Annotated in this window: 15 protein-coding genes; 10 read left to right on the top strand and 5 right to left on the bottom strand. The window is 61.9% G+C overall.

The features are described 5' to 3' along the window. On the bottom strand, positions 1-1005 hold the full coding sequence (locus tag EQW76_RS06265; RefSeq protein ID WP_142823536.1) for an NAD-dependent epimerase: 1005 nt from the start codon (positions 1003-1005) through the stop codon (positions 1-3). Positions 1006-1279: 274 nt separating this feature from the next. On the opposite strand from EQW76_RS06265, the gene EQW76_RS06260 reads away from it, so the two are divergent. Then, positions 1280-2578, top strand: coding sequence for an amidohydrolase family protein (locus EQW76_RS06260; RefSeq protein WP_142823535.1), 1299 nt, complete (start codon positions 1280-1282; stop codon positions 2576-2578). Positions 2579-2594: 16 nt separating this feature from the next. Here the strand turns inward: EQW76_RS06260 and EQW76_RS06255 are convergent, their stop codons facing one another. Further along, positions 2595-3302 carry a GntR family transcriptional regulator gene (locus EQW76_RS06255; RefSeq protein WP_142823534.1) on the bottom strand — a complete coding sequence of 236 codons (708 nt, stop codon included), beginning with the start codon at positions 3300-3302 and terminating at the stop codon, positions 2595-2597. 261 nt (positions 3303-3563) lie between these two features. Between EQW76_RS06255 and EQW76_RS06250 the strand changes: the two genes are divergently transcribed. The 7 genes from EQW76_RS06250 (at position 3564) to EQW76_RS06220 (ending at position 12535) form a co-directional block, all read left to right on the top strand. Further along, entirely contained in the window at positions 3564-4640 is a 1077-nt protein-coding gene (locus EQW76_RS06250; protein ID WP_142823533.1) for an ABC transporter ATP-binding protein, read from the top strand. A gap of 29 nt (positions 4641-4669) precedes the next feature. Beyond that, positions 4670-5968 carry a PotD/PotF family extracellular solute-binding protein gene (locus EQW76_RS06245; protein WP_142823532.1) on the top strand — a complete coding sequence of 433 codons (1299 nt, stop codon included), beginning with the start codon at positions 4670-4672 and terminating at the stop codon, positions 5966-5968. A 158-nt stretch (positions 5969-6126) separates the two neighbouring features. Next, positions 6127-7026, top strand: coding sequence for an ABC transporter permease (locus EQW76_RS06240; protein WP_142823531.1), 900 nt, complete (start codon positions 6127-6129; stop codon positions 7024-7026). 1 nt (position 7027) lies between these two features. Then, the gene (locus EQW76_RS06235) at positions 7028-7870 is read left to right on the top strand and encodes an ABC transporter permease (protein WP_142823530.1); all 843 of its coding nucleotides are present in this window, start codon (positions 7028-7030) and stop codon (positions 7868-7870) included. A gap of 4 nt (positions 7871-7874) precedes the next feature. Beyond that, positions 7875-8567, top strand: coding sequence for an aspartate/glutamate racemase family protein (locus tag EQW76_RS06230; RefSeq protein WP_142823529.1), 693 nt, complete (start codon positions 7875-7877; stop codon positions 8565-8567). Between the two features lie 230 nt (positions 8568-8797). Further along, entirely contained in the window at positions 8798-10096 is a 1299-nt protein-coding gene (locus EQW76_RS06225; protein ID WP_142823528.1) for an adenylosuccinate synthase, read from the top strand. A gap of 60 nt (positions 10097-10156) precedes the next feature. After that, the gene (locus tag EQW76_RS06220) at positions 10157-12535 is read left to right on the top strand and encodes a hypothetical protein (protein WP_142823527.1); all 2379 of its coding nucleotides are present in this window, start codon (positions 10157-10159) and stop codon (positions 12533-12535) included. An 89-nt stretch (positions 12536-12624) separates the two neighbouring features. Here EQW76_RS06220 and rpoH read toward each other — a convergent pair whose 3' ends face one another. Together rpoH and EQW76_RS06210 are read right to left on the bottom strand one after the other, a co-directional pair. Continuing rightward, positions 12625-13533: an RNA polymerase sigma factor RpoH gene (rpoH, locus tag EQW76_RS06215; protein WP_111222501.1), complete on the bottom strand. Its 909-nt coding sequence runs from the start codon at positions 13531-13533 to the stop codon at positions 12625-12627. A gap of 291 nt (positions 13534-13824) precedes the next feature. Continuing rightward, positions 13825-14850, bottom strand: a complete 1026-nt coding sequence (locus EQW76_RS06210) for an RluA family pseudouridine synthase (protein WP_142823526.1) — start codon at positions 14848-14850, stop codon at positions 13825-13827. A gap of 38 nt (positions 14851-14888) precedes the next feature. On the opposite strand from EQW76_RS06210, the gene EQW76_RS06205 reads away from it, so the two are divergent. Beyond that, a complete protein-coding gene (locus EQW76_RS06205; protein ID WP_142823525.1) occupies positions 14889-15263 on the top strand; it encodes a hypothetical protein in 375 nt (124 codons plus the stop codon). 11 nt (positions 15264-15274) lie between these two features. Further along, positions 15275-16105, top strand: coding sequence for an RNA methyltransferase (locus EQW76_RS06200; RefSeq protein WP_142823524.1), 831 nt, complete (start codon positions 15275-15277; stop codon positions 16103-16105). On the opposite strand, the gene EQW76_RS06195 is transcribed toward EQW76_RS06200, so the two are convergent. Further along, the gene (locus EQW76_RS06195) at positions 16102-17292 is read right to left on the bottom strand and encodes a hypothetical protein (RefSeq protein WP_142823523.1); all 1191 of its coding nucleotides are present in this window, start codon (positions 17290-17292) and stop codon (positions 16102-16104) included. The genes EQW76_RS06200 and EQW76_RS06195 overlap by 4 nt on opposite strands. Between the last annotated feature and the right edge of the window lie 23 nt (positions 17293-17315).

The raw sequence follows: 17315 nt of genomic DNA, 5'->3' as shown, positions 1-17315 counted from the left end.
TCAGTAGTTTTCGAGATACCATTCGACAAAGCGCCTGACACCTTCTTCGACGCCCAGTTCCGGCTTGTAGCCGGTCAGGGCGACGAGCAGGCCGGGTTCGGCGTAGGTGTGATGTACGTCGCCCGGCTGCATCGGCAGCATGTTGCGGATGGCCTTCTTGCCGAGCGCGGCCTCTATCGTCTCGACATAATGCATCAGCTCCACCGGCGCGCCGCCACCGATGTTGACGATCCGGAACGGGGCGGTGCTCGACAGCGAATCGATGACGGTATCCGAGACGACGCGGTTGGCCTCTGCCGGCGGCACCGCGATCAGGCGGACGATGCCCTCGACGAGGTCGTCGATATAGGTGAAGTCGCGGCTCATCCGGCCTTCGCCGTAGATATCGATCGGGCGATCGTTCCTGATGGCATCGACGAACTTGAACAGCGCCATGTCCGGCCGGCCCCACGGGCCATAGACCGTGAAGAAGCGGAACGCCGTCGTCGGGATGTCGAAGAGATGGGCGTAGCTGTGGGCCATCAGCTCCATGCTTTTCTTCGTCGCCGCATAGATCGTCATCTGCTCGTCAGCCTTGTCGCTTTCGGCAAACGGCATCTTCTCGTTGGCGCCGTAGACCGACGAGGTCGAGGCGAGCAGCAAATGCTTCGGCTTGATGGCGCGGGCGAGTTCTAGAATGTTGAACGACCCGGTGACGTTGGAGTCGACGTAGGATTTCGGATTTTCGAGGCTGTAGCGAACGCCGGCCTGGGCGGCGAGGTGGACGATGACATCAGGCTCCGCCAGTTCGGCCGCCCTATCGAGCGCCGCCTTGTCTTCCAGCATGGCGATCACCGGCTTGAAGCCGTTCGAGCGCGCGAGGATGGCGTGCCGTTTTTCCTTCAGCGCCACATCGTAATACGGTGTCATGCCGTCGAAGCCGACCACGAAATTGCCTTCGTCGAGCAGTCGCTTGGCGAGATGGAAGCCAATGAAGCCACCGGTGCCGGTGATCAGGTAGCGCATGTCAGGTCCTTCGTGATGGTGCCGGGCGCACCCGGTCGACGCTCCGGGAGCGTGGTAGAGCGGCCCCGGCTTTCAGGAGCAGTTGATTGCCTGCGCTTATACACAGCGTTTCCGTCGCCGCCTATAGCCCGGAGACCTCGCCAGCCTTCGCCTTCGTTTGAAAAAATACAGTCCGTCCATGATGTTCTGGGCATTCAACGGTTGGCATGTGGTGTCGGCGTGCTAAAAATCCGTCACGTTCAGGCGCAGCGCCTGTCGAGCAAGGGGCCGGTTCATGACGTTCGATCTACTCATCCGAAACGCAACGCTTACCGATGGCCGCACGGGGATCGACATCGGTATCGCCGGCGGCAGGATCGCTGCAATCGAGCACAAGATCGCTGCTAACGCCGGTCGCGAGATCGACGCCGGCGGCCACCTTGTCTCGAGCCCTTTCGTCGATTGCCATTTTCATATGGATGCCACCCTGTCGCTTGGCCTGCCGCGCTTGAACACGTCCGGTACGCTCCTCGAAGGCATTGCGCTCTGGGGTGAACTGAAGCCGTTGCTGACGCAGGAGGCGGTGGTCGAGCGGGCATTGCGCTATTGCGATCTCGCCGTATCGCAAGGGCTGCTGGCGGTGCGGACCCATGTCGATATCTGCGACGACCGGCTTCTGGCTGTCGAGGCGCTGCTGCACGTCAAGAAGGCGGTCGCGCCCTATCTCGATCTGCAACTCGTCGCCTTTCCGCAGGATGGATATTACCGTTCGCCGACAGCTGCCGACAATCTCGAGCGGGCGCTGGATCTCGGTGTCGACATTGTCGGCGGTATTCCGCATTTCGAGCGGACGATGGAAGACGGTGCGCGGTCTGTGCGGGCGCTTTGCGAGATTGCCGCGAGGCGGGGCCTGCGCGTCGACCTGCATTGCGACGAAACGGACGATCCGCTTTCGCGGCATATCGAGACGCTTGCCTGTGAAACGCAGCGGCTGGGACTGCAAGGCCGCGCGACCGGCTCGCACCTGACTTCGATGCATTCGATGGACAATTACTATGTGTCGAAGCTACTGCCGCTGATCGCCGAGGCTGAGGTTCAGGTGGTTGCCAACCCGCTGATCAACATCATGCTGCAGGGACGACACGACAGCTACCCGAAGCGGCGCGGTATGACGCGGGTGAAGGAGATGCGCGAGCACGGCATCAACATCGCCTTCGGCCAGGATTGCTGCATGGACCCGTGGTATTCGCTCGGCAGCGGCGACATGCTCGATGTCGCGCATATGGGCCTGCATGTCGGACAGCTGTCGGCTCGCGAGGCAATGCGGTTCTGTTTCGACGCGGTCACCAGAAATCCGGCCAAGCTGATGGGGCTGGAAGGTTATGGTCTCGACGTCGGCTGCAATGGCGATCTGGTGGTGCTGCAAGCGAAAGATCCGATCGAGGCGATCCGTCTGCGCGCAACGCGTTTGTTTGTTGTTCGTCGCGGCAAGGTGATCAGCGAGACGCCGGCGAGAGGCGCAAGGCTGTCGCTCAACGGGCGGCCCGATTTCGTCGATCCTGCTGCCTACGCGCCGGTCGCCAACGAGCATTGAAGCGAAGGAGCGTCCTTCAAGCCTTGAGGATCTCCGCGAGGCGGCGGGAACCGGGCTCGCGCTCTGACAGGTCGAGGCCCGAAAACAGGTCGACGAGATGGCTGACCATCAGCTCGGACGCGTCCTTCGGCTTGTTGCTGGCGATCGCATTGACCAGCGAATGGTGAGCGTGGTGCTCGCAGATGGCATCGCGGCGACGCCAGTAGAGGGCGACGATCAGCGACGAGCGAGAGCAAAGCCTGCGGACGAAGTCGATATAGATCGAATGATTGGCAATTTCGGCGATGGCCACGTGGAACTGGCCGGAGAGCTGGACCGCTTCTCCGTCCCGCCCGGCGGCGACCGCCGCATGTTCTTCGGCGATGTGACGCTCCAGCAGGACGATGTCGGCCGGCTTGGCGATTTCGGCAGCCATGGCGGCGACTTTCGGCTCGAGCAGCGCGCGAGCCTCGAAAACCTCGCGGGCCTCCAGCCGTGTCGGCTTGGCGACGAAAGCGCCGCGATTGACTTCGAGTGTCACGAGATGGTCGAGCGCCAGTGCCTGCAGGGCTGCGCGTATCACGGTGCGGCTGACAGAGTAGATCTCGGCCAACTCGTCTTCCGGCAGCTTCATTCCGGGCGCCACGCTATGGCCGAGAATGGCGCTGCGAATGCCGAGATAAACCGGCGACTGTTGCACGGGCGGTTGCCCCGCCGCTCTGGCCCTGATGGATTTTTCAAGCATGGCGCGTGCCGGAATCCGAGTATTGATCTTGGCCGGAGCATAACCGATAATTGCGTCCAATACCACGTGAGTTTTGTATACAATATTTGCTCACGTTGTGTGCATCTGCTGAATTTGCCGCATCTAATAAATGGGCATATTTTTTATGCTATGGTTGGCTACCTATCTTCGAAGTCAACGATTTCAGTATGTTAATCAATATTTAGGATTTGGCATGGGCCTTGCAGTCCCTCTTCCTGTGAAGAAGCGGAAGAGGGGCCGATGGCTAAGGGCGATCTAGAACTTATCAGGCTGACCAAGCGTTACGGTGGCACGGTTGCCGTCGACGCGATCGATCTGAAAGTGCCGGCCGGCACCTATTGCTGCTTGCTGGGCCCGTCCGGCTGCGGCAAGTCTTCGACGCTTCGCATGGCGGCCGGCCATGAAAGTGTCTCCGGCGGCGATGTCGTTCTTTCCGAAAGCCAGATCACCCACGCCCGTCCGGCGGAGCGCGGGACGGCGATGATGTTCCAGAGCTACGCGCTGTTTCCGCATCTCGATCTCATCGACAACGTCGCCTTCAGCCTGAAGATGAAGGGCGTCGACAAGCAGGCGCGCCAGGCCAAGGCGCTCGAAATGCTGACGCTGATGCAGATGGAGCCCTATGCCACCCGGCGTCCGGCACAACTCTCCGGCGGCCAGCAGCAACGCGTGGCGCTGGCTCGCGCTCTGATCACCGATCCGGAAGCGCTGCTGCTCGACGAGCCGCTGTCGGCGCTCGATCCGTTCCTGAAAATTCGCATGCGTGCCGAGTTGAAAAAGCTGCAGAAGACGCTGAGCATCACCTTCGTTCACGTCACCCATAGCCAGGAAGAGGCGATGGCGTTGTCGGACCTGATCGTGGTGATGAACAACGGCCGCATCGAGCAGGCAGCCTCTGCGCGCGAGGTCTTCGAGCGGCCTGCCACCGCCTTCGTCGCCCGTTTCATGGGCGATCACAATGTTCTCTCCGGTCGCGCGACCCACAGCCAGGACGGGGTCGTGACGCTGGAAGCGCCTGAGGGCCAGACATTTTCCGTTCGCGGCCAGACGGAAGTCGGCGCGCCCGTGGATATCGGTATCCGCACAGACCGGGTTCGCCTCGCCGAGCCATCGCAGAAGGGCCTCGGCTTCAACGGCATCGTTTCCAACGTCGAATATCGCGGCGCCACCGTGAAAATCACCGTCATCGGCGCCGGTAGCGAGGACTTCACGGCGATCATTCGCGACACCGATTATTTCGCCAAGCCGGTTTCGGTCGGCGATGCACTGTCACTGAGCTGGGCCCTGGAGGACGCAGTCCTCCTCGGCCGCGGCTGATCCATCAACCACCTGAAGGGGAACTGAGCATGACCAAGGACACAAAGTCTACCAAGCCGGCCAAGGGTATTTCCCGCCGTAATCTCCTGAAGACCTGCGCTGCCGGGCTCGGCGCCGTCGTCGGCTCCGGCCTCGTCACCGGCTTCCCGACCATATGGGCTCAGAACCCGATCACGCTGCGCCAGTTCGGCACCGGCGTATCGAACCTCAATGCCATCGCCGACAAGTGCAAAGCCGACCTCGGCATCACGCTGCAGATGACGGCAACGGATTCGGACGCTGCCGCCCAGCGCGCCGTCACACAGCCGAACTCCTACGACATCGCCGACATCGAATACTGGATCGCCAAGAAGGTCTACCCGGCCGGCGTGATGCAGCCGATGAACACCAAGAAGCTCAAATACTTCGACAAGATCGTGCCGCTGTTCATCACCGGCAAGCTGAAGCCCGACAGCGTCATCGCACAGGGTACCGCGCCGCACACGGTCGGCTTCGTCGACGGCCCGGACTCCAAGAAGTTCTCGAAGACACCGACCGAATGGATGACGATGGTCCCGACCATCTACAACGCCGACACGCTAGGCATCCGGCCGGACCTCGTCGGTCGCGACATCACCTCCTGGGCCGACATCCTCGACCCTGCCTTCAAGGGCAAGACGGCGATCCTCAACATTCCGTCGATCGGCATCATGGACGCTGCCATGATCATGGAAGCCTCCGGTCAGCTGAAATATGCCGACAAGGGCAACATGACCAAGGCGGAGATCGACAAAACGATCGACTTCCTGATCAAGACCAAGCAGGCCGGCCAGTTCCGCGCCTTCTGGAAGTCCTTCGACGAGAGCGTCAACCTGATGGCATCGGGCGAAGTCGTCATCCAGTCCATGTGGTCGCCGGCCGTTGCCGCCGTCCGCTCCAAGGGCATCGCCTGCAAGTTCCAGCCACTGAAGGAAGGCTATCGTTCGTGGGGCGGCGGTCTCGGCCTTGCCAAGCACCTGAAGGGCGCCGAACTCGACGCGGCCTACGAGTACATCAACTGGTACACGTCCGGCTGGGTCGGCGGCTACCTCAACCGCCAGGGCTATTACTCTGCCTGCATGGACACCGCCAAGAACTTCATGACGGCCGACGAGTGGGGCTACTGGATCGAGGGCAAGCCGGCACAGGGCGATATCATGTCGCCTGAAGGCAAGGTCATGGAGAAGGCCGGAGCAGTCCGCGACGGCGGCTCGTTCGAAGAGCGCATGGGCCACGTCGCCTGCTGGAACTCGGTCATGGACGAGGACCGCTACATGGTAAAGCGCTGGAACGAATTCATCGCTGCCTAAGGCACCTTTTCATCTCCCTCCTTGTGGGGGAGATGTCACGAAGTGACAAAGGGGGGCGGTGCGGCAAACTCCAGATCTGCGGCCATCCCCCCTCTGTCGGCTCTGCCGACATCTTCCCCACAAGGGGGGAGATCAGGAAAAATCGGAGATACCGTAGAATGGCATCAGCAACGACACAGCTCGACAAGCCGCAAAGACGCAACTTGACGGTTCCGCTCGGGGTCGTTTCGTATCTCCAGGCGCTGCCGCTGCTTGTCATTCTCGGCTTCTTCTTCATCCTGCCGATCCTGATGATCGCTGTCGTCAGTTTCTGGGACTATGATTTTGCCGGCATCTATCCGGCGATGTTGCTCACCAACTATTCGGACAGCCTCGAGTCGTGGGTCACCTGGAAGACCTATCTCCACACCATAGAATTCATGCTGATCGTCTGGGCGATCACCCTGTTCATCGGGTTCTGGGTTGCCTATTACCTCGCCTTCCACATCCGCAAGCCGTCGACGCAGATGGTGCTGTTTCTCATCTGCACGGTACCGTTCCTGACGTCCAACATCATCCGCATGATCTCCTGGATCCCGGTGCTCGGGCGAAACGGGCTGATCAATTCGGCGCTGATCAGTGCCGGCATCATTCCAAAGCCGATCGAGTGGCTGCTCTATTCCGATTTCGCCGTGGTGCTCGCCATGGTCCACCTCTACACGCTGTTCATGGTGACGCCGATCTTCAACACGCTGATGCGCATCGATCGCTCGCTGTTCGAGGCGGCCCGCGATGCCGGGGCGACCGGTTGGCAGATCCTCTGGAACGTGGTGATTCCGCTCGCCAAGCCCGGCATCGCCATCGGCTCGATTTTCGTGGTGACGCTAGTCATGGCCGATTTCTCCACCGTGCAGGTGATGTCCGGCGGCCAGAGTGCCTCGGTGGCGCTGATGATGAAGAACCAGATGTCGCTGCTGCAATATCCGGCCGCTGCCGCCAACGCCGTGGTGCTGCTGGTCCTCGTGCTGCTGATGGTTGCCGCCATCCTGCGCGTCGTCGATATCCGCAAGGAGCTTTGAGATGAACGCCGACAAACGCCCTCTCGAGTTCTACGTGCTCACCGCCTTCTTCATCCTGTTCGTGCTGTTCCTGTACGGGCCGTTTTCGGCGATCTTCATCCTCTCCTTCCAGGGACCGGACGGCGGCCTGACATTTCCGCTCAACGGCGTATCGTTCCACTGGTTCGCAAACCTGTTCGAAAAGCAGTCGGTCGGCGATTTCGGTGCGGCTTTCCAGCGGTCCTTCTTTCTTGGCCTTATGGTGATGGTCGTGACCGTCGTGGTGTCGCTGCTGGCTGGCCTCGCCTTCCGGCGCAAGTTCCGTGGTGCCTCGCTGGTCTTCTACGGAACGGTCGCCAGCCTCGTGGTGCCGTCGATTATCATCTCGCTCGGCATCGGCGTCGTCTTCCAGCAGCTCGGATTTGCGCCGGCCTGGTATTCCTCGGCGTTCGGCGCCCACCTGACCTGGACGCTGCCGTTCGGCGTGCTGATCATGTTTGCCGTCTTCAACCGTTTTTCTCCATCGTATGAGGAAGCTGCGCGCGACCTCGGTGCGAGTTCGTGGCAGACGTTTCGCCACGTCGTGCTGCCGATGATCGCGCCGAGCCTGATCGGCGTCGGGCTGTTCGGCTTTTCGCTCTCCTACGACGAGTTTGCCCGGACGCTGATGACGTCGGGCTCGTTCAATACGCTGCCGCTGGAGATCTATGGGATGACCACCAATGTCACCACGCCGGTTCTTTATGCGCTCGGCACGGTGACGACGCTGTTCTCCTTCACCATCATCCTCTCCTGCGTCGGCATCGGCATGTATGTCAGCCGGCGGCGCGCTGCCGTGGGTTCGGATGCCGGCAAGGGGGTCTGAGCGCATGCGGATCCTGGTGATAAACCCCAACACGACGGCGTCGATGACGGACAAGATCGGCATCGCGGCGCGGGCGGTTGCAAGCCCGGGGACGGAAGTCGTTGCCCGCAATCCCGTCATCGGCCCCGTCAGCATTCAGGGACCCGAGGACGGCGAGGCGGCCTTGCCTGGGCTGCTGTATGAAATCGAGCGGTCCAATGTCGAGGATTTCGACGCCGTCATCATCGCCTGCTTCGACGATACCGGGCTCTACGAGGCGCGCAGGCGAACCGCGCGGCCGGTGATCGGCATCGGGGAGGCGGCCTTTCATGCAGCCACGCTGGTTGCGTCGAGATTTAGCGTCGTCACGACCCTGTCCGTGTCGGTGCCTGTCATCGAGGACAATGTTCGTGCCTACGGTTTCAGTCTCCGATGTGCCCGGGTGAGGGCTTCAGAAGTACCGGTGCTGGAACTCGAGCGTGAAGGCTCCGATGCCTGTCGCACCATCTCGCTCGAGATTGCAACCGCATTGGTGAAGGACGATGCCGATGCCATCGTCCTCGGTTGCGCCGGCATGGCGGATCTTGCCCTGCAGCTTAGCCTCGAACACGGCGTGCCCGTGATCGACGGCGTGGCTGCGGCCGTGAAGCTTGCCGAAATGCTGCATGCGCTGGGGCTGCAGACGTCGCAGGCTGGTCCGTTTCGCAAGGTTGCGTGACCGGGACCGTGCCAGGCTCCAAGCCCTGTTTCCGAGTTCCGCCGGCCCCGTCACCCCCTCAGTGGCTGACGACAGGGCGAAGTGTCTAGCCGGCTGTTGTCGTTCCGCTTGATTTGCCCTGCAAAAGCGCGATCTCCGCCGACAACGGGGTCGCTTTCCGAAAAGCAACGCTTTATAGATGCGCGGGTTTGGGCAAGGCGCATCTTTGCGCAGGAAGCAGGAAGAGACAAATGACGAACGTGGTCGTGATCGGTTCGCAATGGGGTGACGAAGGCAAGGGCAAGATTGTCGACTGGCTTTCGGAGCGCGCGGACATCGTTGTCCGCTTCCAGGGCGGCCACAATGCCGGCCATACACTCGTCATCGACGGCATCAGCTACAAGCTGTCGCTGCTGCCTTCTGGCGTCGTGCGGCCGGGCAAGATGGGCGTCATCGGCAATGGCGTGGTCGTCGATCCGCATGCGCTGCTGGCCGAAATCGATCGGCTCGCTGTTCAGGGCGTCAAGATCACGCCTGAAAACCTGCGCGTTGCCGACAATGCCACGCTGATCCTTTCGCTGCACCGTGAACTCGATGCGCTGCGCGAAGATGCTGCCAGCAACAGCGGCACCAAGATCGGTACCACACGTCGGGGCATCGGCCCTGCCTACGAAGACAAGGTCGGCCGCCGGTCGATCCGCTTCATGGATCTTGCCGATCTCGAAACTCTGCCCGCCAAGGTCGACCGCATTCTTACGCACCACAATGCGCTGCGTCGCGGCCTCGGCGTTGCCGAAGTGTCCCACGAAACGATCATGGAAGAACTGACGTCAGTCGCCGACCGCGTGCTGCCGTTCCGCGAAACCGTCTGGCTTCTTCTCGACAAGGAGCGCCGTCGCGGTGCGCGCATCCTGTTCGAGGGCGCGCAGGGCTCGCTGCTCGACATCGACCACGGCACCTATCCCTTCGTTACCTCATCGAACACCGTTGCAGGGCAGGCCTCGGCCGGTTCCGGCATGGGGCCGGGATCGCTGGGTTACATCCTCGGCATCACCAAGGCCTACACCACCCGCGTCGGCGAAGGGCCTTTCCCGACGGAACTGACAGACGAGATTGGCCAGTTTCTTGGCGAGAAAGGTCATGAATTCGGCACAGTTACCGGGCGTAAACGTCGGTGTGGCTGGTTCGACGCGGCGCTGGTGCGCCAGTCGGTCGCCACCAACGGCATCACCGGCATCGCGCTGACCAAGCTCGACGTGCTGGACGGACTGGAAGAACTGAAGATCTGCGTCGGTTACATGCTCGACGGCGTGCAGATTGACCACCTGCCGGCAAGCCAGGGTGCGCAAGCGCGGGTCGAGCCGGTATATATTACGCTTGAGGGTTGGAAAGAATCGACCGTCGGCGCCCGCAAATGGGCCGACCTGCCAGCTCAGGCGATCAAATATGTGCGACAGGTGGAAGAGCTGATCGGTGCCCCCGTAGCGCTTCTTTCGACCAGCCCGGAGCGCGACGACACCATACTTGTGACTGATCCGTTTGAGGATTAATGTCGCGCCAACGATAAAACGCTGTTCGGCCTTACTGCTGGACATCACGAGAAAGTACTGATGGCGGATTTTGTAGCAGTCATCCGACGTGCCGTAGATGGCTTGTCCGACAATACACCCGAAATGCGGGTGAAAGTTTATGCCCGCGCTCGCGGTGCCGTACAGCGCCAGCTGGAAAGCATGAAGCCGCGACCGCCGGAGACGATGCTGCAGCGCCAGCTCGAGAAGCTCGAAGCCGCTATTCGCGACGTCGAGGCCGAGCATGCCGAAGCCGGAGTGCCGCCTGCAATCGCAGAGGAAGCCGCTGCGGAGGAGTTCCACGCCCAGCCGGCCGAGGAGTATCAGCAGCCGGAACCGGTGGTGCAGCATGTTCCAGAGCCGGAGCCAGAGCAGGTGGTGCAGCCAGAGCCGGCAGCAGCGTCAGAAGAAGAGCCTGCACATATCGAGGAACCCGCGCCCGTGGCGCCTGCCGAGGTGCACCACGTTGAAGAGAGTGCACATACTGACACCTCTCCGACCGTCGACGATAATTGGCGCGCCGAAGATGACTGGCAGGCGGACAGGGAACCGCAGCCTCTGGAAGCGCTGGAGGCCGTTTACGAAGCGCCCGAGCACGAGCGCTATCGTGAGCAGGTCGAGCCGGTTGCAGTTGAGCCCGTGCATGCCGAATGGCAGCCGGAGCCGGAGGCATATCACTCCTCTTCCGTCGACGAGGTTCCACGCGAGGTCCACGAGCCGGCGCCGGATCTGGATGCAGCCGACCACGCCGGCTACGGCATCACCGAGACCCATAGCGATCCCGCTCATTCGGACAATGCCGGCCATTTCGACGACGTCTGGGCGAAAACCGCAACCCCGGAACCAGAGGACGCTGGCACGGCGCACAATGAGTGGCGAGCGCCGGCTCCGGGCGGACAGCCGGCACCAACGGCTATTCCCGTTCACTATCCGCCGGATGTCGGCTTTGCGGCTGAAGAACATCCCTCCGCCCGCATGCCGGATGCCGCCGAACACGTCGCCTGGGAAGCTGCAACATTCGACGATCTGCCGCCGGTAAAATCCGCTCCCGTTGCAGAGGCTGCTCCTGTCAAGCAGGCCCCGCCGACGCCTGCCGGTGATTTTGACGATGTCGACCTGTTTGCCGATGTTCACGGCAATGCGGCCAAACCTGCCGCTCAATCCGGGCAGTCGGACGGCTGGAACGAGATCAAGGAGCTTTCCGGCTACGAGAAATTCGCCGCCGAGACCGATTTCAGCGATTCGGTACCGTCGGATCTGGGGCAGGTCAGTGTCGCCGGGCTTCAGGGCAAGAGCTACCGCATGGAGCCGAAGCGCCGCCGCTTTGGCGTCGCAGGTATTCTCCTTACTCTGGCTGGTGTCGCTGTTGTCGCCGGCGGTGGTTATGCCGCCTGGATGAACCGCACCGCGCTCAACGAGATGGTCGCCGGACTGGTGAGTTCCGCACCGAAAAATGCAACGGTCGCAGACAAGACCGCAACACCGGCAGCAACCACGCCTGTCGCCACGAAGCCGACGACGCCGGAAACTCCACCGGTTGACGACGGCAACACCGTCAACAGCAAATTTACCCAGCGCCTGATGGCGGATGGCAGCGAGGTGGATGCAGGCGTGCCTCCTGTCCCAGGTGGACCGGTCGCTGCCGAGGGCAAGTCCATCGCCCAGCAGAATGTCGCAGCCGCGACGCCGCCACCCGCTGCGGCTGTTGCCAATCCATCCGTACCGGCTCCCGCATCCGCGCCGCCGGCACAGGCTCCGACGCCTGCGCCGACAGCTGCTGCACCGGCCCCGGCCCCTGCACAGCCGACCGCGATGGTTCCGTCGGCTACGCCGCCGGCAGCGACGCAGACGGCGACTGTCGGCACGGGTGAGAAGATGTTCCTGTACGAAGAACGTCTTGGCCAGACGTCACCGACCGCGATCGAGGGTACGGTGACTTGGAGCGTCCATGAGGACAAGGGCGACGATGGCAAGCCATCTCCGACTGTCCAGGGCAGCATCAACGTGCCCGAACGTGGCATGACCGCGCTGGTGACGTTCAAGCGCAACAGCGACCCGTCGCTACCGGCGAGCCATCTGATCGAACTGGTATTCTCGCTGCCGCCGAATTTCGAAGGCGGTGCCATCGACAGCGTCCAGCGCGTGGCGATGAAGGCGACCGAGCAGGATCGTGGCGATCCGCTGATCGGCGTGCCGGCCAAGATCACCGACGATTTCCACATGGTGGCGCTGAACGACTTCCCGGATGCTCGCAAGACCAACCTGGACCTGCTGCGCAACCGCAACTGGATCGACATCCCGATCACCTACCGCAACGGCCGTCGCGCCCTCTTGACCATGGACAAGGGCACGACCGGCACCGACGCCTTCAACAAGGTTATTGGCGAATGGGCTGCCATCGCCGGTCCCAGCGGCCAGTAACGAGCGGATTTCCAAGCGACACAGAAAAGGCGGGTCCGAACGGGCCCGCCTTTTTTAGTTTCAACACATCCGGTCTGTGGACCGGATGCTTATGCAGTTGCTTCCACGACGCGCAGGCCCTTGGCGCGGTCGAGGGCGTCCTTGCGGACAGCCTCCTGGACCTTTTCAAAGGCACGCACTTCGATCTGGCGGACACGTTCGCGGCTGATATCGAATTCGGACGACAGGTCTTCCAAGGTCACGGCATCCTCCGACAGGCGGCGAGCCTCGAAGATACGGCGTTCGCGGTCGTTCAGCACGCTCATTGCACGGGCCAGCATGTTGCGGCGCGTCTCGAGTTCGTCCTGTTCGATTAGAACCGCTTCCTGGCTCTCGTGGTTGTCCACCAGCCAATCCTGCCACTGGCCGCCTTCGCCTTCCGCAGCCTTGATTGGCGCATTCAGCGATGCGTCGCCCGAAAGGCGGCGGTTCATCGAGATGACCTCCTCCTCGGATACCTTCAGAGTCGTGGCAATCTCGGTCACCTGATGAGGCTTGAGGTCGCCTTCATCGATCGCCTGGATCTTGCCCTTGAGGCGGCGAAGGTTGAAGAACAGCCGCTTCTGGTTGGCGGTCGTCCCCATCTTCACCAGCGACCACGAGCGCAGAATGTACTCCTGGATCGAGGCCTTGATCCACCACATGGCGTAGGTGGCCAGACGGAAGCCACGTTCCGGATCGAACTTCTTGACGGCTTGCATAAGGCCGACATTGCCTTCGGACACGACTTCGCCGATCGGCAAGCCGTAGCCGCGATAGCCCATGGCGATCTTTGCCACCAGACGGAGATGGCTTGTGACAAGTCTATGGGCTGCCTGACGGTCGGCGTGCTCGGCATAACGCTTGGCGAGCATGTACTCTTCCTGCGGTTCCAGCATTGGGAACTTGCGGATCTCGTCAAGATAGCGATTGAGGCCGGTCTCGCCGGCGGTAATGGATGGCAAGTTATTGCGGGCCATGAAGCACCCTCCTTGTTGGAAACCAGCCCCTTCGAGACGCCATTCAACATGGCGAAAAGCGGGCCAGCACGTGCGGTTCTGGCAGACCCCGCACTAAGTCTAGTTATAAATAAGTATGACGAAACTGGGATTCAAGAACTGTGTCACGCATGTGTGACCGGTGAGATGCACCAGAGGCCAATTATTATTGGCGATATCGAAATTATCCAGCGCATAACCGGCATGCTGGCGAAGATCCTGAACAATCAGCGCTTTATAAGCTCTTCGCGCTCAGATGTCCAGATCCATGCACTATTTGCGGAGAGCCTCGGCCAGCTCCAGCATATCGTCGGGCAGAGCGGCTTCGAAATGCAGGATTTCGCCGGTGCGCGGATGTTCGAACTGCAGCAGGTAGGCATGCAGCGCCTGGCGCGGGAAGCGGCTGACGATGTCCTTGCGTTCATCCGCCAAAAGGTTCGCCTTGGTCCGGAAGCCAGCACCATACACGGTATCGCCGAGCAGCGGATGACCGATATGGGCCATGTGAACGCGGATCTGGTGGGTGCGGCCGGTTTCGAGGCGGCAATCCACCAACGCGGCTAGCGCCGTCGCATCCGGCTGCTCGTGGAAGCGTTCGAGCACCGTGTAGTGGGTGATCGCCTCGTCCGAATCATCGCGGTCGGGCTTTTGTACGGCTCGCTTCGTGCGGTCGCCGGTCGAGCGGCCGAGTGGCGCATCGATCGTTCCGTTGAGCTGGCGCGGCCGGCCCCAGACGATGGCGCGGTAGGCGCGTTCAAGCGGCATCGTCCGACCGTGATCGGCAAACTGCGCCGACAGGTGGCGGTGGGCGATGTCGTTCTTGGCGACAACCATGACACCGGTGGTGTCCTTGTCGAGGCGGTGGACGATGCCGGGACGGCGGACGCCGCCGATGCCAGACAGGGTGTCGCCGCAGTGATGGATGAGGGCATTGACCAACGTCCCCGTCCAGTTGCCGGCGCCGGGATGAACGACGAGGCCGGCGGGCTTGGAGATGACGATGAGGTCGCTGTCTTCGTAGAGCACGTCGAGCGGAATGTCCTCGCCCTGGGGCGTCGGATCTTCCGGTTCCGGCATGGTGATCTCGAAACGCTCGCCCGGCCGGACCTTGCGCTGCGGATCGGTCATCGGCTCGCCGTTGCGCAGCACTGCACCTTCCTTGATCAGCACCTTGACGCGACTGCGCGAAATGTCGTCGCCGAGTTGCGCGGTCAACCAGGCATCAAGGCGGCCTTCTGCGGCTTCGTCGGCGATCAGCACTTTGCTAATGGCATCGGTTTCTTTAAAGGGGTCGTTCAAACGCTTCTCTCCGGCGAGATCAAGAACAGGACGTATTCATGACAAGTCTCAAGCCAGACGACCAGGACGAAAAGCCTCTCGATCCGGCAATGGAAAATGTGCGGCGCAAGATGGTACGGCTGATGATCGTCTCGGGTGCCGTCATGGTGGTGAGCCTTATGGCGGTGTTCGGTGCCATTGTCTACAAGGCGATGCGGCCGGCGGCCAAGGGTGTTGCGACGAGCGGCGTGCCTTCGGATGCTCCGGTTTCGTCCTCCGTGGCGCTGCCGGCGGGCTTTTCGGTGCAGTCGGTCAGTCTCTCCGGCAACCAGATGTTGTTTTACGGCGTGACCATATCCGGCCAGCGACAGGCGATCGTGTTCGACTATGGCGTTGGCCGCATCGTCTCGACGGTCTCGCTGCCGACGCCCTGACGGATAGCCCGATGAGCGAGGACCGGTTGACCATCATCGCGGATGCCGACGATCCGCGCATCGCCGCATTCCGCGATATCCGCGAGCGCGACCTGACCGGCCGTGAAAGCCGCTTCATTGCCGAGGGAACCGTGGTGCTGCGGCTTCTGGCCGAGGCGCACCGTGCCGAGCGCGGCTTTGTCGCTGAAAAGGTGCTGTTGCTGCGCAACCGTGCGGCGGGACTCGCCGACATCATCGCGGCGCTGCCGCGTGATGTGCCGGTCTATGTGGCGGAGGCGCCGGTGCTCGATGCCATCGTCGGCTTCCATTTGCATCGTGGCGTGCTTGCACTCGGGCGCCGTGTAGTCACGGACGATCCGCTTGCCTTCATCGACAGTCTGCCGAAATCGGCCCTGCTGCTGGTCGGGTGCGGCATTTCCAATCATGACAATGTCGGTTCGATGTTTCGCAATGCTGCGGCCTTCGGTGCCGACGGTATTCTTCTCGACGAGACGAGTTGCGATCCGCTTTATCGCAAGGCAGTACGGGTCTCGGTCGGCTCGGTGCTGACCTTGCCCTATTGTCGGGCCGGCTCCGATCTTGCCATTCTCGACGCGCTCGATGCCCGTGGCTTCGCCATCTGGGGGCTTTCGCCACGCGGCGAAACGTCGATTGCCGTTGTGCCGCCATCGGATCGGCTGGCCTTGGTGGTGGGCACGGAAGGGGAGGGATTGCCTCGCTCCATCCTTTCGCGCTTCCGGACCGCGCGCATTCCGCAGGCGCCGGGGCTGGACAGCCTCAACGTGGCGACGGCCACCGGCATTGCGCTTTTTGCCATGGCATCGTCTGCCGGGCGGATCTAGACCGACGGTTTCTCGAGCAGTTCGGAGGCGCGATCGGCAAGGCTCCTGCGGTCGCCGCTGTCGCTCTCTCCATTTTTCTCGAGCAAGGCATGGATGGGCGACTGCTTGCCCTCGGTAAGCGCCGTAAGCGCCACCATGCTGGCGGCGATGGTGGCGATCTCTTCGCGCAGAGCCCCATCCTGGGCGGTCGAGCGGGATTTGAGCAGCCGGTCCGAGAGGGCCGTGCTGCGATTGCGGGCGTCGTCGGCGAGCACCGCGATGTCCGCTCCCAAAGCGGGTTCGGCGTCATCAGCAACCGTGTCAGTGTCAGCCGGTGCGCTACTTGTGGATTTCACGTTTTTCGTCCCATCGGCTGCGGTCGCTTTGGCAGGTCCTGCCGCACGTCTCGACGACTTCGCGGCTTCCTTGGCGTCGGTCGTTGCCATCTTCAGTTTTTGTTTGAGGCGCGTCACTTCTTCGACCCGGCGCGCGATGAGGTTTTGCTGGTCGGCGTTGGATGCGACTTCGCGGCTCAGTTTTTCCTCGAGCCGGGTCACCTTGTTCTGCTCCTCGCCGAGGCGCATCTCGGCTTCGGTTGCGCGCCTCGTAAAGGTCTCGAGCTCACTGCGCGCCGCATCCCTTTCGGTGCGAAGACCGTTGAAGCGGACACGCAGGTTCTCGATCTCTGCTTCGCGCGCGGCAAGGTCGATCTTCGTGTTGTCGGCGTCGACCGCCATCCTGTCGATGCGTTTACGCAGGCTGTCGAGATCGGCTTCCTTCTCCGCATGGGCCAGCTCGGAAACGCGCAAGGACGACCGCAACTGGCTGATGTTGCTCTCCTCGCGGCGCAGGCGTGCCCGCAAGTCGCTGGCCTCCACGCTCATATCGTTGATCTGGGCATGCAACTGTTCGTTTTCCATGGCCAGCCGCCCGGCTTCCTTTTTTACAACTTCCTGCGCGATTTGAAGGGCGATGCTCTTTTCACGCTGTCGGGAGAGGGCCTGCTCGGTCTTGGCATTTTCTGCGGCATAGAGCGCCCGTGCCATGTCTTTCTGGGCACGCACTTCCTGGGCGCTCAAGGGCATCGTGGCGCGCAGGCGCTTTTCCGTGAAGTGGACGATGCGGCGATGGATGACAGGCGCCACCATGCACACGAGGATTACCGCCGTCAGAAAGCCTAAACCGAACAGTAGCGCAAATTGTATCACGGCGCGGCAATCACCTGTACTTG

It is taken from the genome of Rhizobium sp. rho-13.1 (genome assembly GCF_007000305.1).
Lineage (GTDB): Bacteria > Pseudomonadota > Alphaproteobacteria > Rhizobiales > Rhizobiaceae > Rhizobium > Rhizobium rhododendri.
The sequence above is the reverse complement of the archived record's forward strand: the minus strand, read 5'-3'. Positions and strand labels throughout refer to the sequence as shown.